Annotated in this window: 16 protein-coding genes; 8 read left to right on the plus strand and 8 right to left on the minus strand. The window is 69.8% G+C overall.

What is annotated here, in order from left to right; translation table 11 throughout:
- Window positions 1-6: 6 nt before the first annotated feature.
- Complete coding sequence (locus tag J4H91_RS00910; protein WP_208044363.1) at window positions 7-2,274, minus strand: polyribonucleotide nucleotidyltransferase; 2,268 nt, start codon at window positions 2,272-2,274, stop codon at window positions 7-9.
- 309 nt (window positions 2,275-2,583) lie between these two features.
- Window positions 2,584-3,069: an SRPBCC domain-containing protein gene (locus J4H91_RS00915; protein WP_208044364.1), complete on the minus strand. Its 486-nt coding sequence runs from the start codon at window positions 3,067-3,069 to the stop codon at window positions 2,584-2,586.
- 63 nt (window positions 3,070-3,132) lie between these two features.
- Here J4H91_RS00915 and J4H91_RS00920 point away from each other — a divergent pair, with 63 nt between their 5' ends.
- Genes J4H91_RS00920 through J4H91_RS00935 form a run of 4 tightly spaced genes read left to right on the plus strand, consistent with a single transcriptional unit; the run spans window position 3,133 to window position 6,484 of the window.
- Window positions 3,133-4,779, plus strand: a complete 1,647-nt coding sequence (locus J4H91_RS00920) for a radical SAM protein (RefSeq protein ID WP_243752470.1) — start codon at window positions 3,133-3,135, stop codon at window positions 4,777-4,779.
- Window positions 4,776-5,111, plus strand: coding sequence for a hypothetical protein (locus tag J4H91_RS00925; RefSeq protein ID WP_243752471.1), 336 nt, complete (start codon window positions 4,776-4,778; stop codon window positions 5,109-5,111). The genes J4H91_RS00920 and J4H91_RS00925 overlap by 4 nt, the downstream gene beginning before the upstream one ends.
- Window positions 5,112-5,118: 7 nt before the next feature.
- Entirely contained in the window at window positions 5,119-5,925 is an 807-nt protein-coding gene (locus tag J4H91_RS00930; RefSeq protein ID WP_208044365.1) for a prolipoprotein diacylglyceryl transferase, read from the plus strand.
- A complete protein-coding gene (locus J4H91_RS00935; RefSeq protein ID WP_208044366.1) occupies window positions 5,906-6,484 on the plus strand; it encodes a hypothetical protein in 579 nt (192 codons plus the stop codon). Before J4H91_RS00930 ends, J4H91_RS00935 begins: the two co-directional genes overlap by 20 nt.
- Before the next feature lie 107 nt (window positions 6,485-6,591).
- Here J4H91_RS00935 and J4H91_RS00940 read toward each other — a convergent pair whose 3' ends face one another.
- Together J4H91_RS00940 and J4H91_RS00945 are read right to left on the minus strand one after the other, a co-directional pair.
- Window positions 6,592-8,277 (minus strand): amidase, encoded by a 1,686-nt coding sequence (locus J4H91_RS00940; protein WP_208044367.1) that lies wholly within the window; start codon window positions 8,275-8,277, stop codon window positions 6,592-6,594.
- 166 nt (window positions 8,278-8,443) lie between these two features.
- Window positions 8,444-9,664 (minus strand): acyl-CoA dehydrogenase family protein, encoded by a 1,221-nt coding sequence (locus tag J4H91_RS00945; RefSeq protein WP_208044368.1) that lies wholly within the window; start codon window positions 9,662-9,664, stop codon window positions 8,444-8,446.
- Window positions 9,665-9,841: 177 nt separating this feature from the next.
- Here J4H91_RS00945 and J4H91_RS00950 point away from each other — a divergent pair, with 177 nt between their 5' ends.
- Window positions 9,842-10,525 (plus strand): TetR/AcrR family transcriptional regulator, encoded by a 684-nt coding sequence (locus tag J4H91_RS00950; protein WP_208044369.1) that lies wholly within the window; start codon window positions 9,842-9,844, stop codon window positions 10,523-10,525.
- Window positions 10,526-10,609: 84 nt separating this feature from the next.
- Here the strand turns inward: J4H91_RS00950 and J4H91_RS00955 are convergent, their stop codons facing one another.
- Window positions 10,610-11,779 carry an ROK family transcriptional regulator gene (locus J4H91_RS00955; RefSeq protein WP_208044370.1) on the minus strand — a complete coding sequence of 390 codons (1,170 nt, stop codon included), beginning with the start codon at window positions 11,777-11,779 and terminating at the stop codon, window positions 10,610-10,612.
- Window positions 11,780-11,944: 165 nt separating this feature from the next.
- On the opposite strand from J4H91_RS00955, the gene J4H91_RS00960 reads away from it, so the two are divergent.
- The 3 genes from J4H91_RS00960 to J4H91_RS00970 are packed head-to-tail and all read left to right on the plus strand — an operon-like array spanning window position 11,945 to window position 15,098.
- Window positions 11,945-13,009 carry a substrate-binding domain-containing protein gene (locus tag J4H91_RS00960; RefSeq protein ID WP_208044371.1) on the plus strand — a complete coding sequence of 355 codons (1,065 nt, stop codon included), beginning with the start codon at window positions 11,945-11,947 and terminating at the stop codon, window positions 13,007-13,009.
- Between the two features lie 59 nt (window positions 13,010-13,068).
- On the plus strand, window positions 13,069-13,875 hold the full coding sequence (locus J4H91_RS00965; protein WP_208044372.1) for an ATP-binding cassette domain-containing protein: 807 nt from the start codon (window positions 13,069-13,071) through the stop codon (window positions 13,873-13,875).
- Window positions 13,872-15,098, plus strand: coding sequence for a sugar ABC transporter permease (locus tag J4H91_RS00970; protein ID WP_208044373.1), 1,227 nt, complete (start codon window positions 13,872-13,874; stop codon window positions 15,096-15,098). Before J4H91_RS00965 ends, J4H91_RS00970 begins: the two co-directional genes overlap by 4 nt.
- 119 nt (window positions 15,099-15,217) lie before the next feature.
- Here the strand turns inward: J4H91_RS00970 and J4H91_RS00975 are convergent, their stop codons facing one another.
- The 3 genes from J4H91_RS00975 to J4H91_RS00985 all read right to left on the minus strand — a co-directional run bounded on the left by J4H91_RS00975 (window position 15,218) and on the right by J4H91_RS00985 (window position 17,637).
- Complete coding sequence (locus J4H91_RS00975; RefSeq protein WP_208044374.1) at window positions 15,218-15,844, minus strand: MBL fold metallo-hydrolase; 627 nt, start codon at window positions 15,842-15,844, stop codon at window positions 15,218-15,220.
- Window positions 15,844-16,929 carry an S-(hydroxymethyl)mycothiol dehydrogenase gene (locus J4H91_RS00980; protein ID WP_208044375.1) on the minus strand — a complete coding sequence of 362 codons (1,086 nt, stop codon included), beginning with the start codon at window positions 16,927-16,929 and terminating at the stop codon, window positions 15,844-15,846. The genes J4H91_RS00975 and J4H91_RS00980 overlap by 1 nt, the downstream gene beginning before the upstream one ends.
- Window positions 16,930-17,064: 135 nt before the next feature.
- On the minus strand, window positions 17,065-17,637 hold the full coding sequence (locus tag J4H91_RS00985) for a GNAT family N-acetyltransferase (RefSeq protein ID WP_208044376.1): 573 nt from the start codon (window positions 17,635-17,637) through the stop codon (window positions 17,065-17,067).
- Between the last annotated feature and the right edge of the window lie 33 nt (window positions 17,638-17,670).

The following is a 17,670-nucleotide window of genomic DNA, read 5'->3' on the forward strand; positions in this document are numbered from 1 at the left end:
GCAGCCTTACTCCGCGGCGGCCTCAGCAGCCTCAGCGGGAGCGGCCTCGGCCGCGGCCGCCTGCTCCTCGAGCACCGGCTCGAGCGAGAGCTTGCCGCGGTCGTCGACCTTCGTGATCTTCACGAGGATCTTCTGACCGATCGAGAGCACCTCGTCGACACCCTCGATGCGCTTGCCGCCGACGAGCTTGCGCACCTCGGAGATGTGCAGCAGGCCGTCCTTGCCCGGGAGCAGCGAGATGAACGCACCGAAGGTGGCGTTCTTCACGACGGTGCCGAGGTACTGCTCGCCGACCTCGGGGTTCTGCGGGTTGGCGATGGCGTTCACCTGGGCGCGGGCGGCCTCGGCCGAGGGGCCGTCGACCGCGCCGATGTACACGGTGCCGTCGTCGTCGATCGAGATGTCGGCGCCGGTCTGATCCTGGATGCCGTTGATCGTCTTGCCCTTGGGGCCGATCAGCTCGCCGATCTTGTCGACCGGGATGTTGACGGTGATGACGCGCGGTGCGGTGGGCGCCATCTCGTCGGGGGTATCGATCGCCTGGTTCATGACGCCCAGGATCTGGGTGCGCGCCTCCTTGGCCTGCGACAGGGCGCCCGCGAGCACATCCGAGGGGATGCCGTCGAGCTTGGTGTCGAGCTGCAGCGCGGTCACGAACTCCGAGGTGCCTGCGACCTTGAAGTCCATGTCGCCCAGCGCGTCCTCGGCACCGAGGATGTCGGTGAGGGTCGCGTAGCGGGTCTCGCCGTCGATCTCGTCGGAGACGAGGCCCATCGCGATGCCCGCGACGGGGGCGCGCAGCGGCACGCCGGCGTTGAGCAGCGACAGCGTCGAGGCGCAGACGGAGCCCATCGAGGTCGAGCCGTTGGAGCCCAGCGCTTCGCTGACCTGACGGATCGCGTAGGGGAACTCCTCGCGGCTCGGCAGCACCGGCACGAGCGCGCGCTCGGCCAGGAAGCCGTGGCCGATCTCGCGGCGCTTCGGGCTGCCCACGCGGCCGGTCTCACCGGTCGAGTAGGGCGGGAAGTTGTAGTGGTGCATGTAGCGCTTGCTGGTCGTGGGCGACAGCGAGTCGATCTGCTGCTCCATCTTCAGCATGTTCAGCGTGGAGACGCCCATGATCTGGGTCTCGCCGCGCTGGAAGATCGCCGAGCCGTGCACCCGGGGGATGACCTCGACCTCGGCGTCGAGCGCGCGCACGTCGCGCAGCCCGCGGCCGTCGATGCGAGCGCCCTCCGTGAGGATGCGGCCGCGCACGATCTTCTTGGTGACCGACTTGTAGGCTGCCGATACCTGACCCTCGGCCTCGGCGGGCAGTTCCCCGGCCTCGACCTTGGCCGCGACGGCCTCCTTGACGCGCGCCTTCAGCGCGTCGTCGGCGTCCTGGCGCTCCTGCTTGTCGGCGATCTGGTAGATGCCGGTGAGCTCGTCGAGCGCGAGAGCCTCGACCGCGGCGTAGACCTCGTCGGTGTAGGGCAGGAAGACGGGGTACTCCTGCACCTCCTTCGCCGACTGGGCGGCAAGCTGCTCCTGCGCCTTGACGAGCTGGGCGAGGAACGGCTTCGCGGCCTCGAGGCCCTGCGCGACGACGGTCTCGTCGGGCTTCACGGCGCCGCCCTTGATGAGGTTCCAGGATCCCTCGGTCGCCTCGGCCTCGACCATCATGATCGCGACGTCCTCGGTGCCGTCGGCCTTGGTCACGACGCGGCCGGCGACCATGAGGTCGAAGACCGCGTCCTGCAGCTGCTCGGCGTTCGGGAAGGCGACCCACTGCTCGCCGATGAGCGCGAGGCGCACACCCGCGATGGGGCCCGAGAAGGGCAGGCCCGAGATCTGCGTCGACGCGGAGGCGGCGTTGATCGCGAGCGCGTCGTAGAACTCGCCCGGGGCGATCGACAGCACGGTGACGACGATCTGCACCTCGTTGCGGAGGCCGTCGACGAACGACGGGCGCAGCGGGCGGTCGATGAGGCGGCAGACGAGGATCGCCTCGGTCGAGGGGCGGCCCTCGCGACGGAAGAACGAGCCGGGGATCTTGCCCGCGGCGTACGAGCGCTCCTCGACGTCGACGGTCAGCGGGAAGAAGTCGAAGTGATCCTTCGGGTTCTTCGATGCGCTGGTGGCCGAGAGGAGCATGGTCTCCTCGTCGAGGTACGCGGCGACGGCGCCCTGCGCCTGCTGCGCGAGACGGCCGGTCTCGAAGCGGATGGTGCGCTTGCCGAACGAGCCGTTGTCGAGCACGGCCTCGGCGAACTTGATATCAGGACCCTCCACGGGCTCTCCTCACTCACGAGAGCACGCGGCGGGCAGCCCGGAGCGCCAAAAGCCTCTGCGGCAGGCTGCGGGTGCTGATGTTCAGTAGAAGGCCACTCTCCGCCCTTCGACAAGCTCAGGGGCCCCGTCGACAGGCTCGGGGACCGCCCGGCGAACGCGGGAACGGGAGAGGGATCCACCACCGAAGACCAGCCCGCCAGCCGACGTGCTCGGTTCATCGTTGATACGGGCATTCGCCCGCAGGTCCAGAATACCACCGCGACCCGGGGAAACGACAGAACGGCGGTTCGGGCCGCTTTCCGGCGCGCGCTACTTGTAGAAACCGTCGCGCAGATCGATCCGGTGCTCCAACCACGCCTTCATCGCGGCGAGCATCCCGGTCCACCCCATGCAGTTGCCGAAGGCGGCCTGGGCTCCACCGGGAGTCGGTCGCCAGGATCGTTCGGTCACGCGCACCTCCGTGCGGACACCGTCGTCGACGGCGCGGAACTCGAAGCGAACCTCGGTGTCGTCGGCTCCGCCGACGATCGCGGCCGGGTCGCCGCCCCACCGGAAGACGATCCGCTGGGGCGGCACGGCCTCGGTCACCCGCACGGGGAACGCGCCGGGGAAGTCGGCGAAGTCCCACTGCACCGTCGTTCCCGCAGTCATGCGCCCGACCGCTCCCCCTGTCGTGAAGTAGCGGCTGAGGGTCGAGGGATCCGCGACGGCCTCGTACACCTCGGCGGGCGGCCGGGAGATGAACCCGAACACCGTGAACTCCAGTTCGTCCAGCGTGTCGTCCGATGCGCTCATACCCGCATCCTACGCCGCGAAGGCGGCCCCGCACAGGGAGCGATCCGGTAGTAGCGTGGAGCCATGTCAGCGAAGACCGCAGCACCCAGGCCCGGAATGCCCCTGCGCGACTATCGCGTGCACCGCTATGTGAACGCGTTCTGCCCCGAGTGCCACGAGGAGCGGCCCGACCGGCCGCTCACCGAGGTGCAGCGGCTCTCCGGCTGGCTCGCCGAGCGCGACGGCAGGATCTGGCTCGAACGGGGCTGCCGCTTCCACGGCGTGCAGCGCACCCTCTACGACGAGTCGGCCGAGATCCTGAGCTACCTGGAGCAGTGGACCGCGCCGACGAAGATCCACACCCCCGACCTCGCGGGCAACTTCAAACCGGTGCCGGAGGCCTACGAGGACGGCCTTCCCGAGATGCAGACCCAGCACACCTGCATCCTGCTGCAGGACATCACCGACCACTGCAATCTGAAGTGCCCCACCTGTTTCGCAGAGTCGAGCCCGGCGGCGAGCGCGGTCGCGCCTCTGGAGGAGGTGCTCGCCTCGGTCGACGCGCGGCTCGCGCGCGAGAACGGCCGCATCGACGTGCTCATGCTCTCGGGCGGCGAGCCGACGCTCTACCCGTGGCTGGAGCAGCTGCTGGAGCATCTGGTCGCGCGGCCGGTGGTGCGGATCCTCATCAACTCGAACGGGCTGCGCATCGCGAACGACGACGCCTTCGTCGAGACGCTGAGGCGGCACCGGGAGCGCGTCGAGATCTATCTCCAATACGACGGGGAGGAGCCGGAGTCGTCTCGCTACCACCGCGGTGCCGACATTCGCCGTTTCAAGGAGCGCGCGCTCGCGCGCCTGTCGGAGGCGGGGGTCTTCACGACGCTGACGATGACCGCGGCCCTGGGCGTGAACGACCACGAGATCGGCGCCGTCATCCGCCGCGCGATGGTCACCCCCTACGTCGGAGGGGTGACCATCCAGCCGGTGTTCGGATCCGGGCGCTCCGCCGGCATCGACGCGCAGGACCGGCTCACGCACACGGGCGTGCTCGCCCGCCTCGGGCCTCAGACCGACGGCGAGGTGACGTGGCGCGACCTCACGGCGCTGCCCTGCTCGCACCCGCACTGCTGCTCGGTCGGCTATCTGCTGCGCGACGACTCGGACGAGTGGAAATCGCTGACCTCGCTCGTCGGGCACGAGCAGCTCAAGGAGTTCCTGGATCTCAACCCCGATCTGATCGCGAATCGGATCGCCGACAGCGGCGTCAACCAGGCGCTCAAGGAGAGCGTGAAGCAGTCGCTGCTCGATCTGCTGAGCGAGCAGTCGTCGCTCTCCCACCCCTCGATCGGCTCGCTGTGGAAGGACATCTGCGCAGGCTGCGATCTCGGGATCGGCACGCTGACGCAGCTCGCGACGGCGGCGCTGCCCGGTCAGCACCGCCGGCTGCGGAGGTTCCTCGGCGAGCGGGTGAAGCGGATCACGGTGAAGCCGTTCATGGACATCAACACGATGATCGAAGAACGGTTGACCCAGTGCTGCGTGCACGTCGCGACGGTGCACGAGGAGCCGACGGCCGACGGCGGCAGCGCGCACCAGTGCGCGCCGTTCTGCGCGGTGCAGGCCTGGGCGCCGCTCGCCGACCGGAAGCTCTCGACCGCGACGGGCAGGCGCGGCGCGACACGGCTGCCCGACCCCGTATCGCGCGCAGAGGAGGCGGTCTCCCGATGAGCGACGTGTCCGCGCACCTGACTCCGAGCACTCCCCCGCTGAACCAGCGGGACGCGGGTGTCGGCCCGGCCGAGCCCGGTTTCGACCCCCTGCGGCTCTGCGTGCACACGACGGTCGCCCTCATCGTCTGCGTGTTCGGACCGGCGGCCCTGCTCGGCTTCGCCCTGGTCGCCATCGCGGGGTACGCCCGCGCGCGGCGGGCTGGGCTGGTGCGATCCAAGTGCAAGCTGGGCGACACCCGGCTCGTCATCGGCTACCTCACGGTCGTCGCGCTGCTCGCCGCGGCTGCGATTCCGCTCTGGGTCCTCATGTGGATCCGCGTCTTCGGGTAGCCCGGACATGTTCCCGCGCCTCGACGACCTCCTCGGCTTCGGCCCGCCGCTCGACACGCACGGCGTGTTCGTGGCGCTCGGCCTCGCCGCGGGCGGCCTCGTGTTCTGGCTCGAGGCGCGGCGCAGGCGGGCCAGCGATCCGCGCATCCCCTACCTCGTCATCGGCGCGCTCGTCGGAGCGGGCGTCCTCGCCCGACTGGGCACCTGGGCGCAGCACCTCGATCCCTCGCAGAATCTGAACCTCGGCGAGCAGCTGCTCCGGGGCAACGCTTCGATCCTCAGCGCTCTGGTGGGCGCGTGGCTCGGCGTCCACATCACGAAACGCATCGTCGGCTACCGCGAGCGCACCGGCGACCTGTTCGCTCCAGCCGTCGCCATCGCGCTCGCGATCGGCCGCTTCGGCTGCCTCCTCACGGAGCGGCCGGGCACGCCCACCTCCGGCGGCTGGGGCATCGTGCTCGACCGGGAGGCCGCCGAGCGGCTCGGTTCCCCCGCGGGTGTCGGCCTGCACCCCAGCTTCATCTACGAGATCGCCTTCCACGCGATCGCGTTCGCGCTGCTCTGGTTCTGGCTGAGGCATCTCGGCCTCGGCGCGGGCGAGACCCTCACCCTGTACATCGGCGCGTACGCCGTGTTCCGGTTCCTCGTCGAGTTCGTGCGCGGCAACGAGGTCGCCTGGCTCGGCCTGACCCGGCCCCAGCACTTCCTGCTCGTGACCATTCCGCTGTTCGTCGCGCGGATCTGGTGGTTGGCGAGGCAGGGCAGACTCACCCCCGACCGATCGAGGAGGCAAGATGAGCGCCAACCAGCCTGAGCCGGGGCAGCCCGAGCAAAACCCGCAGCCGGAGCAGTACCCCCGCCCCGAGCAATACCCGCAGCAGCCGCGACCCGAACAGCAGCAGGTGCCCGAACAGCAGCAGGGCCCGTATCCGCAGCAATCGTGGCCCTACCCGCAAGGGTCGGAGCCTTACCAGCAGCAGCCGGGACCCTACCAGCAGCCCCACGAGTCGTACCCGCAGCAGGCTCTGCCCTACCAGCAGCCCGGATATCCCGGCGCGCCGCCCGGGCAGTACCCCTCGTACCAGGCGCCTCCGCCCGCGGGAGGCCGCATCTGGCTGGGCATCCTCCTCGCGATCGGGATCCCGCTCCTGGGCGCCCTCCTCCCGTGGGCGCTGGAATCGCTGCTGACCGATCCCCCGTACGAGATGCTGTTCCTGCTGCCGATCATCGGATTCGTCCTCGCGATCATCCTCGCGATCGTGCTCACCTGCATCCGCGGCACGAGGCGCACCGGCATCGGCATGTGGATCGGCATCGCCTGCCTGCCCGTCATCGCATTCGGCACCTGCGTCGCGATCCTCTTCAGCTACTGAGTCGAGAACCGAAGTATTCAGGAGACGAGGGATCGCGGCCCCGGCGATCACGGGCTCAGGGAACGCGGGCCGCGGATCGGCACGGCCCGCCGCTGCTCCCCGTCGAATCAGGCGCCCGGACGGTCCTCGGGCAGCGCGGGCGTCGAGGCGGGCGGCACGCGGAAGGATCCTTCTCCCCCGGTCTCGAACGCGGTCGCGTACGCGAGCAGCGAGGGATCGGAGTAGGCCGCCCCCGCGAAGGTGAGGCCGACGGGCACGCCGATGTCGCTCAGCGGACCCATCGTCACGGTGACCGAGGGGATGCCGAGGTGGCGCAGCGCGTAGTTGCCGTTCGAGAAGAACACGCCGTTCGACCAGGCGTGGTCGGCCGATTCGAGGTTGAACTCCGCGTCCTCGCGTCCCACGTCGGCGTTGGCCGGGAAGACCACGCCGTCGAAGCCCTGCTCGTCGAGCCAGGTCTCGAGCAGATCCCTCCGCAGCCGGTTCAGCGCCCGCAGCCCGTCGGCGAAGTCGCTCCGCTCGCGCGGGTCGGGGATGCCCTGCGCGGCGAGCGCGACCGTCGCCCGGTAGCGGTTCTCGTAGTCCTCGACCTCCTCGTAGCGATCGGGCAGCGCGCCCTCGACGCGCGGGAAGATCGTGTCGGGGTCGACGGAGGCGAGGTCGGGGATGTTCGGATCGCGGTTGGCCTTCAGGAAGTCGTCCCAGCCGAAGGCGAGGAAGTGGTTGAACTCGGTGTCCATCCATCCCTCGGGCAGCACGCCGGGCGCGCCGACGTTCTCCTGGCCGGGGCGGTCCCCCTCGTACTGCTCGATGAGCGGGAAGTCGGTGACGACGACCTCCGCGCCGAGCGCCTCGAGACGGGCCTTCGAGCGCTCCCAGAGCTCGAGCACGGTCGGGCGCACGGCGATCGGGAAGTTCGGATCCTGCCCCAGATACATCCGGGGCGCCGCCAAGCGCTTGCCGCGCAGCGCGTCGGGATCCCTCACCTCGAGATAGGAGGCGGGCCGATGCTCGCTCGGCTTCGGCAGCTCGACCACGCTCTGATTGCGCCAGAAGTCGCCGCGGGTGATCGGGTCGTCCTGCACGAGCACGTCGAGGAGGCGGAGCATGTCGGGCATCGAGCGCGTGTGCGGCACCACGACGTCGCGGGCGGGGAAGAGCGGCCAGTTGCCGCGGATCGACAGGATGCCCCAGCTCGGCGTGTACGCGCAGAGGCCGTTGTTCGAGGCTGGGCTGCGGCCGCTCGACACCGTCTCCTCGCCCATGCCGAACACGGCGAGGTTCGCCGCGGTCGATGCGCCCGAGCCGTTCGAGGAGCCGGAGGCGTACGCCGCGGCGAGGTACTCGCGGTTGTAGGGGTTCTCGGCGCGGCCGTAGACGCCGCGCTGCATGCCGCCGTCGGCCATGGGCGGCATGTTGGTCTTGCCGATGAGCACCGCTCCGGCCTCCCGCAGCTTCTCGACCGAGAAGGCGTCCCACTGCGCGACGAGGTTCTGGAAGGCGGGCGAGCCGGAGGCGACCGTGAGGCCGCGCACCATGTACGAGTCCTTGACGGTGAACGGCACGCCCTCGAGCGGGCGGGCCTCGCCCGCGGCCCAGCGGCGGTCGGACTCGGCTGCCTCGGCGAGCGCGTCGGGGTTCAGGACCACGATGGAGTTGAGCCCGTCGGGGCCGCGATCGTAGGCCTCGATGCGCGCGAGATAGCGCTCGGTCAGCCAGGTGCTCGTGATCTCCCCGCTGCGCAGCGCGCCCAGCACATCCTCGATGCTCGCCTCGATCAGTTCGAACGCCATGATGCGCCGCCTTCCGGTTCTCGATGACCCACTGCAGAGCACTATAGCCGCCGCGCGGCCCCGGGTGAGACGGCGCCCGTGATTCGGATCGCAGCGATATTTCGGAACGGATCGTCGGCGCCAGATCCGAACGACGGGCGTGATCCGAACGAGGGTGCGCTCGGACTCAGGCGAAGGCCGACAGGCCCGTGATCTCACGGCCGATGATGAGCGCCTGCACGGTCTCCGTGCCCTCGTAGGTGTGCAGCGCCTCGATGTCGGCGAAGTGCCTGGCGACGCGGTTCTGCAGCAGGATGCCGTTGCCGCCGAGCAGGTCGCGCGCGTTCGCGGCGAGGGATCGGGCGGTGCGCGTCGCCGTGTACTTGCCGAGCGAGGCCCCCGGCCCGCTGAGCTCGCCCGCCTCCTCCGCGCGGGTGAGCTGCATCAGCAGCGTCTGCAGCGACGTCAGCTGCGAGAGCATCTCGGCGAGGCGCGCCTGCACGATCTGCGAGGCGGCGAGCGGGCGGCCGAACTGGATGCGCTGCCTCGCGTAGTGCACGGCCGTCTCGTACACGGCCGTCGCGTGCCCGAGCGCGCCCCAGGCGACGCCGAGCCGGGTCGCCGCGAGCACGCGGCCCGTGTCCTTGAAACTGCGGGCTCCCGGCAGCTTCGCGCTCGCGGGCACCCGCACGCCGTCGAGCTCGATGTGGGCCTGCCAGATCGCACGCAGCGACACCTTGCCCTCGATCGTCGTCCCCGTGTAGCCCGGGGCGTCCTGCGGCACGAGGAAGCCCTGCACCTGTCCGTCATCGCCGCGCGCCCAGACGACGGCGACCTGGCCGACGCTGCCCGACCCGATCCACTTCTTGTGGCCCGTGATCACGTACTCGTCGCCGTCCGCGGCGGCTCGCGTCTCGAGACTCACCGAGTCGGAGCCGTGCGTCGGCTCCGTCAGTGCGAACGCGCCGAGTTCGGTGCCGCGCGCGAGCGGTTCGAGCCAGCGCTCGCGCTGCTCGTCGGATCCGCACATCGCGATCGAGCGCAGCGCGAGCCCGCCCTGCACGCCGACGATCGTGGCGATCGAACCGTCGCCGCGCGAGAGCTCCATCGTGACGAGGCTCGCGGCGAGCAGGCTCTGCTCGGGGAAGCCGGGCACGTCGATGCCGTCTCGCAGCAGGTCGAGCTCCCCGAGGCGGCGGGCGAGGTCGAGCGGATACTCCGCGCGATCCCAGATGCCGTCGATCACGGGGCGCACCTCCTCCTGCACGAAGGCGCGGGCGCGGTCACGATAGGCGAGGTCGTCGGCGGAGAGGCCGCGGAAGACGCCGACCATATCCGGGTCGAGCGGCTCCCAGAGCTCGTACTCGGGTTCTGCGGTCCCCTGGCCGGCTGCACTCGTATTCGACATCGCGCTTCCTCCCTCTGTCGGCGGATCGTCCGACGCGTCCGACACGAGCATGCCTGACACGGCGTCTCAGGTCAAGGCGAGGGATCCCTCACCTACCCGTCAAGATCCTCGAAGCAGCGTGCGTGCAGCATTCGATACTGAGTGCCAGAATGCGTCCGCTGTGCTACCTTGCTGTGCATGCCACCCGCACGAATCGGCCCCGCATCGCCCGGCGACAACTCGGCGGCGGCCATCCGCAGCCTCGCCGAACGCGGCTACGACGCGACCACGGCAGAGGATCTCGCGGAGGCGCTCGGCGTGAGCCGCAGCACCTTCTTCCGCCGCTTCGGCGGCAAGGACGACATCGTCTTCGCCGACCACGACCACGCGCTCGCCCGGCTGACGGTGTTTCTGGAGTCGACCGAGCGGCCCGCGCGGGAGGCGGTGGTGCAGGGCACCCTCGAGGTCATGCAGCTCCTCACCCGGGATGCCGAGACCGCGCGCCTCCGCTCGGAGCTGCTCAGGAGGACCCGCCCGCTCCGCGAGCGCGAGCTCGTGATCACGCACCGCTACGAGCGCCTCTTCGCCGACTACCTCGCCGCGCATACCCCGGCCGACACGCCGAGATGGGTGGCCGTCGCCGCGGCCGCGGGGGTCGTCGCCGTGCACAACGCGGCTCTCCGCAGCTGGCTGCGCGATCCGGATCCCGGCGTCATCGCCTCGCTCGACCGCGAGCTGCGGGAGCTGCTCGCGCGTTTCTCCCCCTGGCTCGGGGGCCCCGACGGTGCGGACGGCAGCACTCGCGTCGTCGTCGCAGTCGCGGACGCCTCGGAACCGTCCGAGCGGATCCTGGAAGCCGTGCGCGACGCGCTCGAGCGCTGAGCACCGGGGCGATCTCTCGCGAGCGCCCAGAGATCCCTCCCGATCTGGTCTCTCACGAGCGTCCGGGGGATCCCTCGCGGTCGGTCAGCGATCCCTCGCGGCCTCTCCGACCGGCAGCTCGACGGCCTCGAGCGCCAGCAGCACGCTTCCGAGACACGATGCGCGCCCCTCGATCGTCGACGCGAGCACCCGCACATCCCGCCCGATCGGCGTCAGCACGTGGCGCCGCAGTGAGGCGCGCACCTCGTCGAGCAGCAGATCTCCCGCAGCCGACATCTCGCCGCCGACGACCACGACCCCCGGCCCCAGCAGATTGACCACGACCGACACCGCCCTGCCGAGCTGACGCCCCGCGTCCTCGATCAGGCGGCGAGCGCCCTGGTCGCCTCCGAGCGCCGCGGCGACGAACGACGCGACGTCCGTCTCGCCGCTCACCTGGGCGTACTGCTGCACCAGCGCCGCGCCGCCGACGTAGGCCTCCAGGCACCCGCGACTGCCGCAGCGGCACAGCGGGCCGCCCTCGTCCAGGGTGAAGTGGCCCAGCTCGCCCGCCGTACCGAGACTGCCGCGGTGCACGCGCCCGTCGAGCACGAGGCCGCAGCCGACCCCCGATCCCACCTTGATGTACACGAGGTCGTCGTGACCCCGCCCCGCTCCGAGGGCGTGCTCGGCCAGTGCGCCCAGATTCGCGTCGTTGTCGACCAGCACGACGCAGCCGAAGACGGCTTCGGCCTCGAGACGCGCATCGACCCCGACCCATCCGGGCAGGATCATGCCGGAATCGATCGTGCCGTCGCGGCCGATCGGCGACGGCACGGCCATGCCGACCGCGCGCAGCTCAGAGCGGGTGCGCCCGGCAGCAGCCAGCATCTCGTCGATCAACGAGTCGGCGAGGCGCAGAGCATCGCCGCTCGCCGTATCGGGCGCGAGGGGCACCGAGCGGGAGCGGGAGATGCGACCCGCCAGATCGGCCACCGCGACCTCGAGGTGGGAGTGACCGAAGTCGACCCCGGCCACGACGCCGGCCGACGGCGCGATCGTGACGGCCGCGCCGCGTCTGCCCGCGCCCGCCTCGGAGTGGAGGAATCCGTGCGCCACCAGGTCGCGGATGATGCCGGAGACAGTCGGAGGCGCCAGCTGCGTGCGGCGCGCGATCTCCGCCTGACTCAGCGGACCGGCCTCTCGGATCGCGCGGACCACCCGATGCTGGTTGGCGGCTCTGAGCGCTGCGGTGGTTGCGGGAAGGGAGGTCATGGAACAACTGTGCTCACTCTCGCCTTTGTCGTCAAGACATAAACACTAATTGCCAAAAAATACGATTCTTTATCTCTTTACATTCATGTATTGACCCTTAATCCGCGATGTAGTTCAATGAGCTCACTCCACGACGTCGTGGACTGATATCTCTCGGAGGACAACGTGAACACCTTCAAACGTGTCGCCGCCGTGACGGCGACCCTGACCCTCGCCATCGGCGGCCTCGCAGCGTGCGGATCGAACGGCGGCGGCTCGGACTCGGGCGACTCGGGCGATGGCGCCACGATCGCGCTGCTGCTTCCCGAGACGAAGACGACCCGCTACGAGAGCTTCGACAAGCCGCTCTTCGAGGCCAAGGTCAAGGAGCTGTGCGCCGACTGCAAGGTCAACTACCTCAATGCCGACCAGGACGCGGCGAAACAGCAGCAGCAGGCCGAGTCGGCCCTGACCGACGGCGCCTCCGTGCTCGTTCTCGACCCCGTCGACGGCAAGGCCGCGACCTCGATCGTCAAGTCGGCGCAGAGTTCCGACGTGCCCGTCGTCGCCTACGACCGCTTCATCGAGGGCGCCGACTACTACATCTCCTTCAACAACGAGCGGGTCGGCGAGATGCAAGGCGAAGCGCTCGTCGAGGCGACGGGCGACAAGGGCGACATCCTCATGCTCAACGGCTCGCCCACAGACCCCAACGCCGCCCAGTTCAAGAAGGGCGCCCACTCGGTGCTCGACAAGAGCAACCTGAACATCGTCGGCGAGTACGACAACCCCGACTGGAGCCCCGACAACGCGCAGAAGTTCACGAGCTCGCAGTTCAACAAGATCGACCCGGGTTCGCTCGCCGGCGTCTACGCCGCGAACGACGGACAGGCCGGAGGAGTCTTCGCCGCGTTCCGCGCCGAAGGCGGCGACGCCGTGCCCCCGATCACGGGCCAGGACGCCGAGCTCGCGGCCATCCAGCGGATCGTGGCCGGCCAGCAGTACATGACGGTCTACAAGCCGATCAAGCTCGAAGCCGAGCAGGCCGCCGAACTGGCCGTGAACCTCGCCACGGGGAAGGATGTCAGCGGCACCAGCGACTTCGAAGGCGTCCCCTCGTACATCCTCGACCCGATCTCGGTCACGAAGGACAACGTGAAGGACACGGTCGTCGCCGACGGCTTCTACCAAGTCGAAGACATCTGCACGGCCGAGTACGCCGACGCCTGCGCGGCAGCCGGACTCTCCTGACCGACGCGGAGCGGAGCGGCCTCGGGCCGCTCCGCTCCCCCACCTCTCAAGGAGGCCCCATGACTCAGTCCGTACTGTCGCTGCGCGGCATCGGCAAGCGCTTCGGCGCCGTGCAGGCGCTGACCGACATCGACTTCGATGTGCGACCAGGCGAGGTCGTCGCGCTCGTCGGCGACAACGGCGCAGGCAAGTCCACGCTCGTCAAGATCATCTCGGGCGTGTACGGCCCGGATGCCGGAACCATCGAAGTCGACGGGAAGCAGGTCGAGATCCACGGCCCGCGCGCCGCGCAGGCGCTCGGGATCGCGACGGTCTTCCAGGATCTCGCGCTCGCCGACAACCTCGACGTCGTCGCCAATCTCTTCCTCGGCCAGGAGACCACCAGGGCCGGCGCCCTCGACGAGGAGACGATGGAGGCGCGCAGCTGGGAGCTGCTGCGCCAGCTGTCGGCCAAGATCCCCTCGGTGCGGATCCCCATCGCCTCACTCTCGGGCGGACAGCGCCAGACGGTGGCGATCGCCCGCAGCCTCGTCGGCTCCCCCAAGGTCGTGCTGCTCGACGAGCCGACCGCGGCGCTCGGCGTCGCCCAGACCGCAGAAGTACTCAACCTCATCGAGCGCCTCAGGGACTCGGGCCTCGGCGTCGTCGTGATCTCGCACAACATGGCCGACGTGCAGGCCGTCTCCGACCGCATCTACGTGCTGCGCCTCGGGCGCAACGCCGCGGAGTTCGCGATCGAGGACGTCACGACCGAACAGCTCGTCGCGGCGATCACCGGCGCCTCCGACAACGTGGTCGCCGCACGCAGGGCGCGCTCGACCGACGCGGCCGCACCGGCCGCCTCGACGAAGGAGGAAACCCGATGAGCTTCGCCGACCGAACCGATGAGCGACTCATCGACGACAACTCTCCCCGTGCGCTGTGGGGCAACCTGGTGCGCCGCCTGCGATCGGGCGACCTCGGGATGATCCCCGTCGTGGTGGGGCTCATCGTGATCTGGATCGTGTTCTACGCGATGAACAGCCGCTTCCTGTCCTCGCGCAACCTCGTCCAGCTCAGCCTCGACTCCGCGACGATCGGCATGATCTCCGTCGGGATCGTGCTCGTGCTGCTGCTCGGCGAGATCGACCTCTCCGTCGGCTCGGTCTCCGGACTCTCCGGCGCCGTGCTCGCCGTGCTGCTCGTCTACCTCGGCTGGCCACTGCCGGCGGCCATCCTCGCCGCCCTCTGCACCGGGCTGGTGATCGGCATGCTCTACGGGGTGCTCTGCACGAGATTCGGCGTGCCGAGCTTCGTGATCACCTTGGCAGGCCTGCTCGCCTTCCTCGGTCTGCAGCTGCTGACGCTCGGCAAGAACGGCACGGTCAACCTTCCGGGCGAGTCGGCGCTGATCGCCTTCGCCAACTTCACCTTCCTGCCGCCGTGGGCGTCCTACGCGCTCGCCGTCGCGATCGGCGCGGTCTACTTCCTGGCGAGACTGCGCACCATCAGGCGCCGCGCCGCCGCGAACCTGTCGGCGCCGAGCGTGCGCTCTGCGGTGATCCGCGCGGTCGTGCTGATCGCGGCCGTGGCGCTGGTGGCCTGGTACCTCAACCTCGACCGCGGCATCGGCGCCATGCCGCTGCTGTGGGTGGGCGTGATCATCGGCATGGACTTCCTGCTGCGCCGCACGACCTGGGGGCGGCACGTGTACGCCGTCGGCGGCAATGCCGAGGCGGCCCGTCGAGCCGGAATCAACGTCAACCGCGTCTACATCTCGGTCTTCGCACTGTGCTCGACCTTCGCGGCGCTCGGCGGAGTGCTCGCGGCCGCACGCCTGCAGTCGGTCAGCCAGACGAGCGGCGGCACCGACACCAACCTGATGGCGATCGCGGCGGCCGTCATCGGCGGCACGAGCCTGTTCGGCGGGCGCGGATCCGTCTACTCCGCGCTGTTCGGCATGCTCGTGCTGCAGTCGATCACGAGCGGCCTCAACCTCATCGGCGTCGACGCCTTCGTGCGCTACATGGTGACCGGCGGCGTGCTCGTGCTCGCCGTGACGATCGACTCGCTCTCGCGTCAGGCGCGCAAGAGCAGCGGCAGCGGATGAGCAGGGTTTGACCATCGGTCGGCGTGCCCTCCGTCGACTGGACGAGCGAAGCGAGTCGAGACCACCGTGGTCTCGACCCGCTTCGCTCGTTCGCTCAGTGGCGGGTGGGGCTCGTTCGCTCAGTGGCCGCGGTCGATCCACTCCTGGAGGTGCGGCTTCTCGGCGCCGATGGTCGTCGTGTCGCCGTGACCCGTGTAGACCACGGTCTCCTCGGGGAGCGTCAGCAGCCGCTCGCGGATCGAATCGATGATCGTCTCGAAGCTGCTGTACGAGCGCCCCGTCGCCCCCGGCCCGCCCTGGAAGAGCGTATCGCCGGTGAACACCGCGCCCAGAGCCGGTGCGACGAAGCAGGTGGATCCGGGCGAGTGCCCGGGCGTGTGCTTCGCGTGCAGCTCGACGCCCGCGACGGCGTAGACGTCTCCGTCGGCGATCGCCGCGTCGGGAGCCTCGTCGTACACGGCGTCCCACAGCATCCGGTCGGCGGGGTTCAGGTAGAGCGGAGCGTGCAGCAGGTCCGCCGCCTCGCGCGCGGCCCTGATATGGTCGTCGTGCCCGTGGGTCAGCAGGACCGCGTGGACCCTGCGCTCTCCCACAGCCGCGGCGGCTGCCGCCGCGTCATGGGCGGGATCGATCACGATGACCTCGGCATCGTCGCCGACGATCCAGACGTTGTTGTCGACCTCCCAGGTGCCTCCGTCGAGCGAGAAGGTGCCGCTCGTGACGAGCCGTTCGATCCGCACGACCATCAGAGCACCACCACCGAGCGCAGAATGTTGCCGCCGGCCATCTTGCCGAAGGCCTCCTCCACGTCGCCGAGACCGATGCGCTCGGTCACGAACCCCTCGAGGTCGAGGCGACCCAGCTTGTACTGGTCGATGAGCATCTGGAAGTCGCGGCTCGGCAGGCAGTCGCCGTACCAGGAGGACTTGAGGGATCCGCCCCGACCGAACACGTCGAGCAGCGGCAGTTCGAGCTTCATATCGGGCGTCGGCACGCCGACGAGCACCACGCGGCCCGCGAGATCCCTCGCGTAGAAGGCCTGCTTGTAGGTCTCGGGGCGTCCCACGGCGTCGATCACCACGTCGGCGCCGAAACCTCCCGTGAAGCCCTGGATCGCCTCGACCGGGTCGTCGGAGCGCGAGTTCACCGTGTGCGTCGCACCGAACCGCTTCGCCTGTTCGAGCTTCGCGTCGTCGATGTCGACCGCGATGATCGTGGTGGCTCCCGCGAGCTGTGCGCCCGCGATCGCCGCCGTGCCGACACCGCCGCATCCGATCACGGCCACCGACTCGCCGCGCTTCACCTCGCCCGTGTTGATAGCGGCGCCGATACCCGCCATGATGCCGCAGCCGAGCAGCCCGACCGCCGCGGCGTCGGACTCCTCGTCGATCTTCGTGCACTGTCCGGCGGCGACGAGCGTCTTCTCGGCGAAGGACCCGATACCGAGCGCCGCCGACAGCTCCGTGCCGTCCTCGAGGGTCATCTTCTGCTTCGCGTTGTGCGTGGCGAAGCAGTACTGGGGCTGCCCCTTCTTGCACGCCCGGCACTGGCCGCACACGGCGCGCCAGTTCAGGATCACGCGATCCCCGACCGCGACCTCGGTCACGCCCTCGCCGACCACCGCGACGCGAGCCGTCGACTCATGGCCCAGCAGGTAGGGGAACTCGTCGCCGATGCCGCCCTGCTGGTAGTGGTAGTCGGTGTGGCAGACGCCGCAGCTGAGCACGTCGACGACCACCTCGCCCGGGCCCGGCTCGGGCACGATGATCGTCTCGATCGTCGCGGGCGCGTTCTTCTCCCGCACTACAACACCTTGAACTCGATAGGCCACGGGGGCTCCCTCCTCGGAACGTCGTCAGGGCCGAGCGGCCCTGCTCCCCAGGCTAGCGGGGAACGCGGACATTCGTGCCGGGTGAGGGTCCGCGGCGGCCGAAGGGCCGCGAGGGGTCCCTCACCCGATCCGCGCTCAGGCCAGCTCGAGCCGCATGAGCACGCGCGGAAAGCCGTTGAGCACCGATCCCGTGTCGGCCGCCTTCGCGAAACCGGCCTTCTCGAACAGGCGGCGCGTGCCGACGTAGGCCATGGTCAGGTCCACGCGCGCGTCGCCGTTGTCGACCGGGTAGCCCTCGATCGCTGGCGCGCCGCTGCGCCTCGCGTGCTCGACCGCACCGTCGATGAGCGCGTGCATGATCCCCTGCTTGCGGTGCCCGGGGCGCACGCGGAAGCACCACAGCGACCACACGTCGAGGTCATCGACATGAGGGATCAGGCGGTTCCGAGCGAAGCTGGTGTCCGCCCGCGGATGCACGGCCGCCCAGCCCACCGGTTCGTCGTCGAGGTAGGCGAGCACGCCGGGCGGTGGATCCTGCGCGCACAGCTCGCGCACACGTGCGGAGCGCGCCGGCTCGCGCAGCGCGTTGTTCTCCTTGTTACCGATGCGGTAGCTCAGGCAGAAGCAGACATTCGATGTCGGCTTCTTCGGCCCGACCACCGCCGCGACGTCTTCGAACACCGTCGCGGGACGTACCTCGCTGTTCACGATTCCCAGTATGTCCCGACGCGCTTCCGAGGG

Origin of the sequence: Leucobacter ruminantium (assembly GCF_017565705.1) — a bacterium.
Taxonomy (GTDB): domain Bacteria; phylum Actinomycetota; class Actinomycetes; order Actinomycetales; family Microbacteriaceae; genus Leucobacter; species Leucobacter ruminantium.

Bases quoted from the DNA above. Each gene is read 5' to 3' on its own strand.
- J4H91_RS00950 (WP_208044369.1), top strand. From the start codon at position 9,842: ATGCCACCCGCACGAATCGGCCCCGCATCGCCCGGCGACAACTCGGCG.
- J4H91_RS00955 (WP_208044370.1), bottom strand. From the start codon at position 11,779: ATGACCTCCCTTCCCGCAACCACCGCAGCGCTCAGAGCCGCCAACCAG.
- J4H91_RS00965 (WP_208044372.1), top strand. From the start codon at position 13,069: ATGACTCAGTCCGTACTGTCGCTGCGCGGCATCGGCAAGCGCTTCGGC.
- J4H91_RS00920 (WP_243752470.1), top strand. From the start codon at position 3,133: ATGTCAGCGAAGACCGCAGCACCCAGGCCCGGAATGCCCCTGCGCGAC.
- J4H91_RS00935 (WP_208044366.1), top strand. From the start codon at position 5,906: ATGAGCGCCAACCAGCCTGAGCCGGGGCAGCCCGAGCAAAACCCGCAG.
- J4H91_RS00930 (WP_208044365.1), top strand. From the start codon at position 5,119: ATGTTCCCGCGCCTCGACGACCTCCTCGGCTTCGGCCCGCCGCTCGAC.
- J4H91_RS00975 (WP_208044374.1), bottom strand. From the start codon at position 15,844: ATGGTCGTGCGGATCGAACGGCTCGTCACGAGCGGCACCTTCTCGCTC.
- J4H91_RS00915 (WP_208044364.1), bottom strand. From the start codon at position 3,069: ATGAGCGCATCGGACGACACGCTGGACGAACTGGAGTTCACGGTGTTC.
- J4H91_RS00925 (WP_243752471.1), top strand. From the start codon at position 4,776: ATGAGCGACGTGTCCGCGCACCTGACTCCGAGCACTCCCCCGCTGAAC.
- J4H91_RS00940 (WP_208044367.1), bottom strand. From the start codon at position 8,277: ATGGCGTTCGAACTGATCGAGGCGAGCATCGAGGATGTGCTGGGCGCG.
- J4H91_RS00945 (WP_208044368.1), bottom strand. From the start codon at position 9,664: ATGTCGAATACGAGTGCAGCCGGCCAGGGGACCGCAGAACCCGAGTAC.
- J4H91_RS00970 (WP_208044373.1), top strand. From the start codon at position 13,872: ATGAGCTTCGCCGACCGAACCGATGAGCGACTCATCGACGACAACTCT.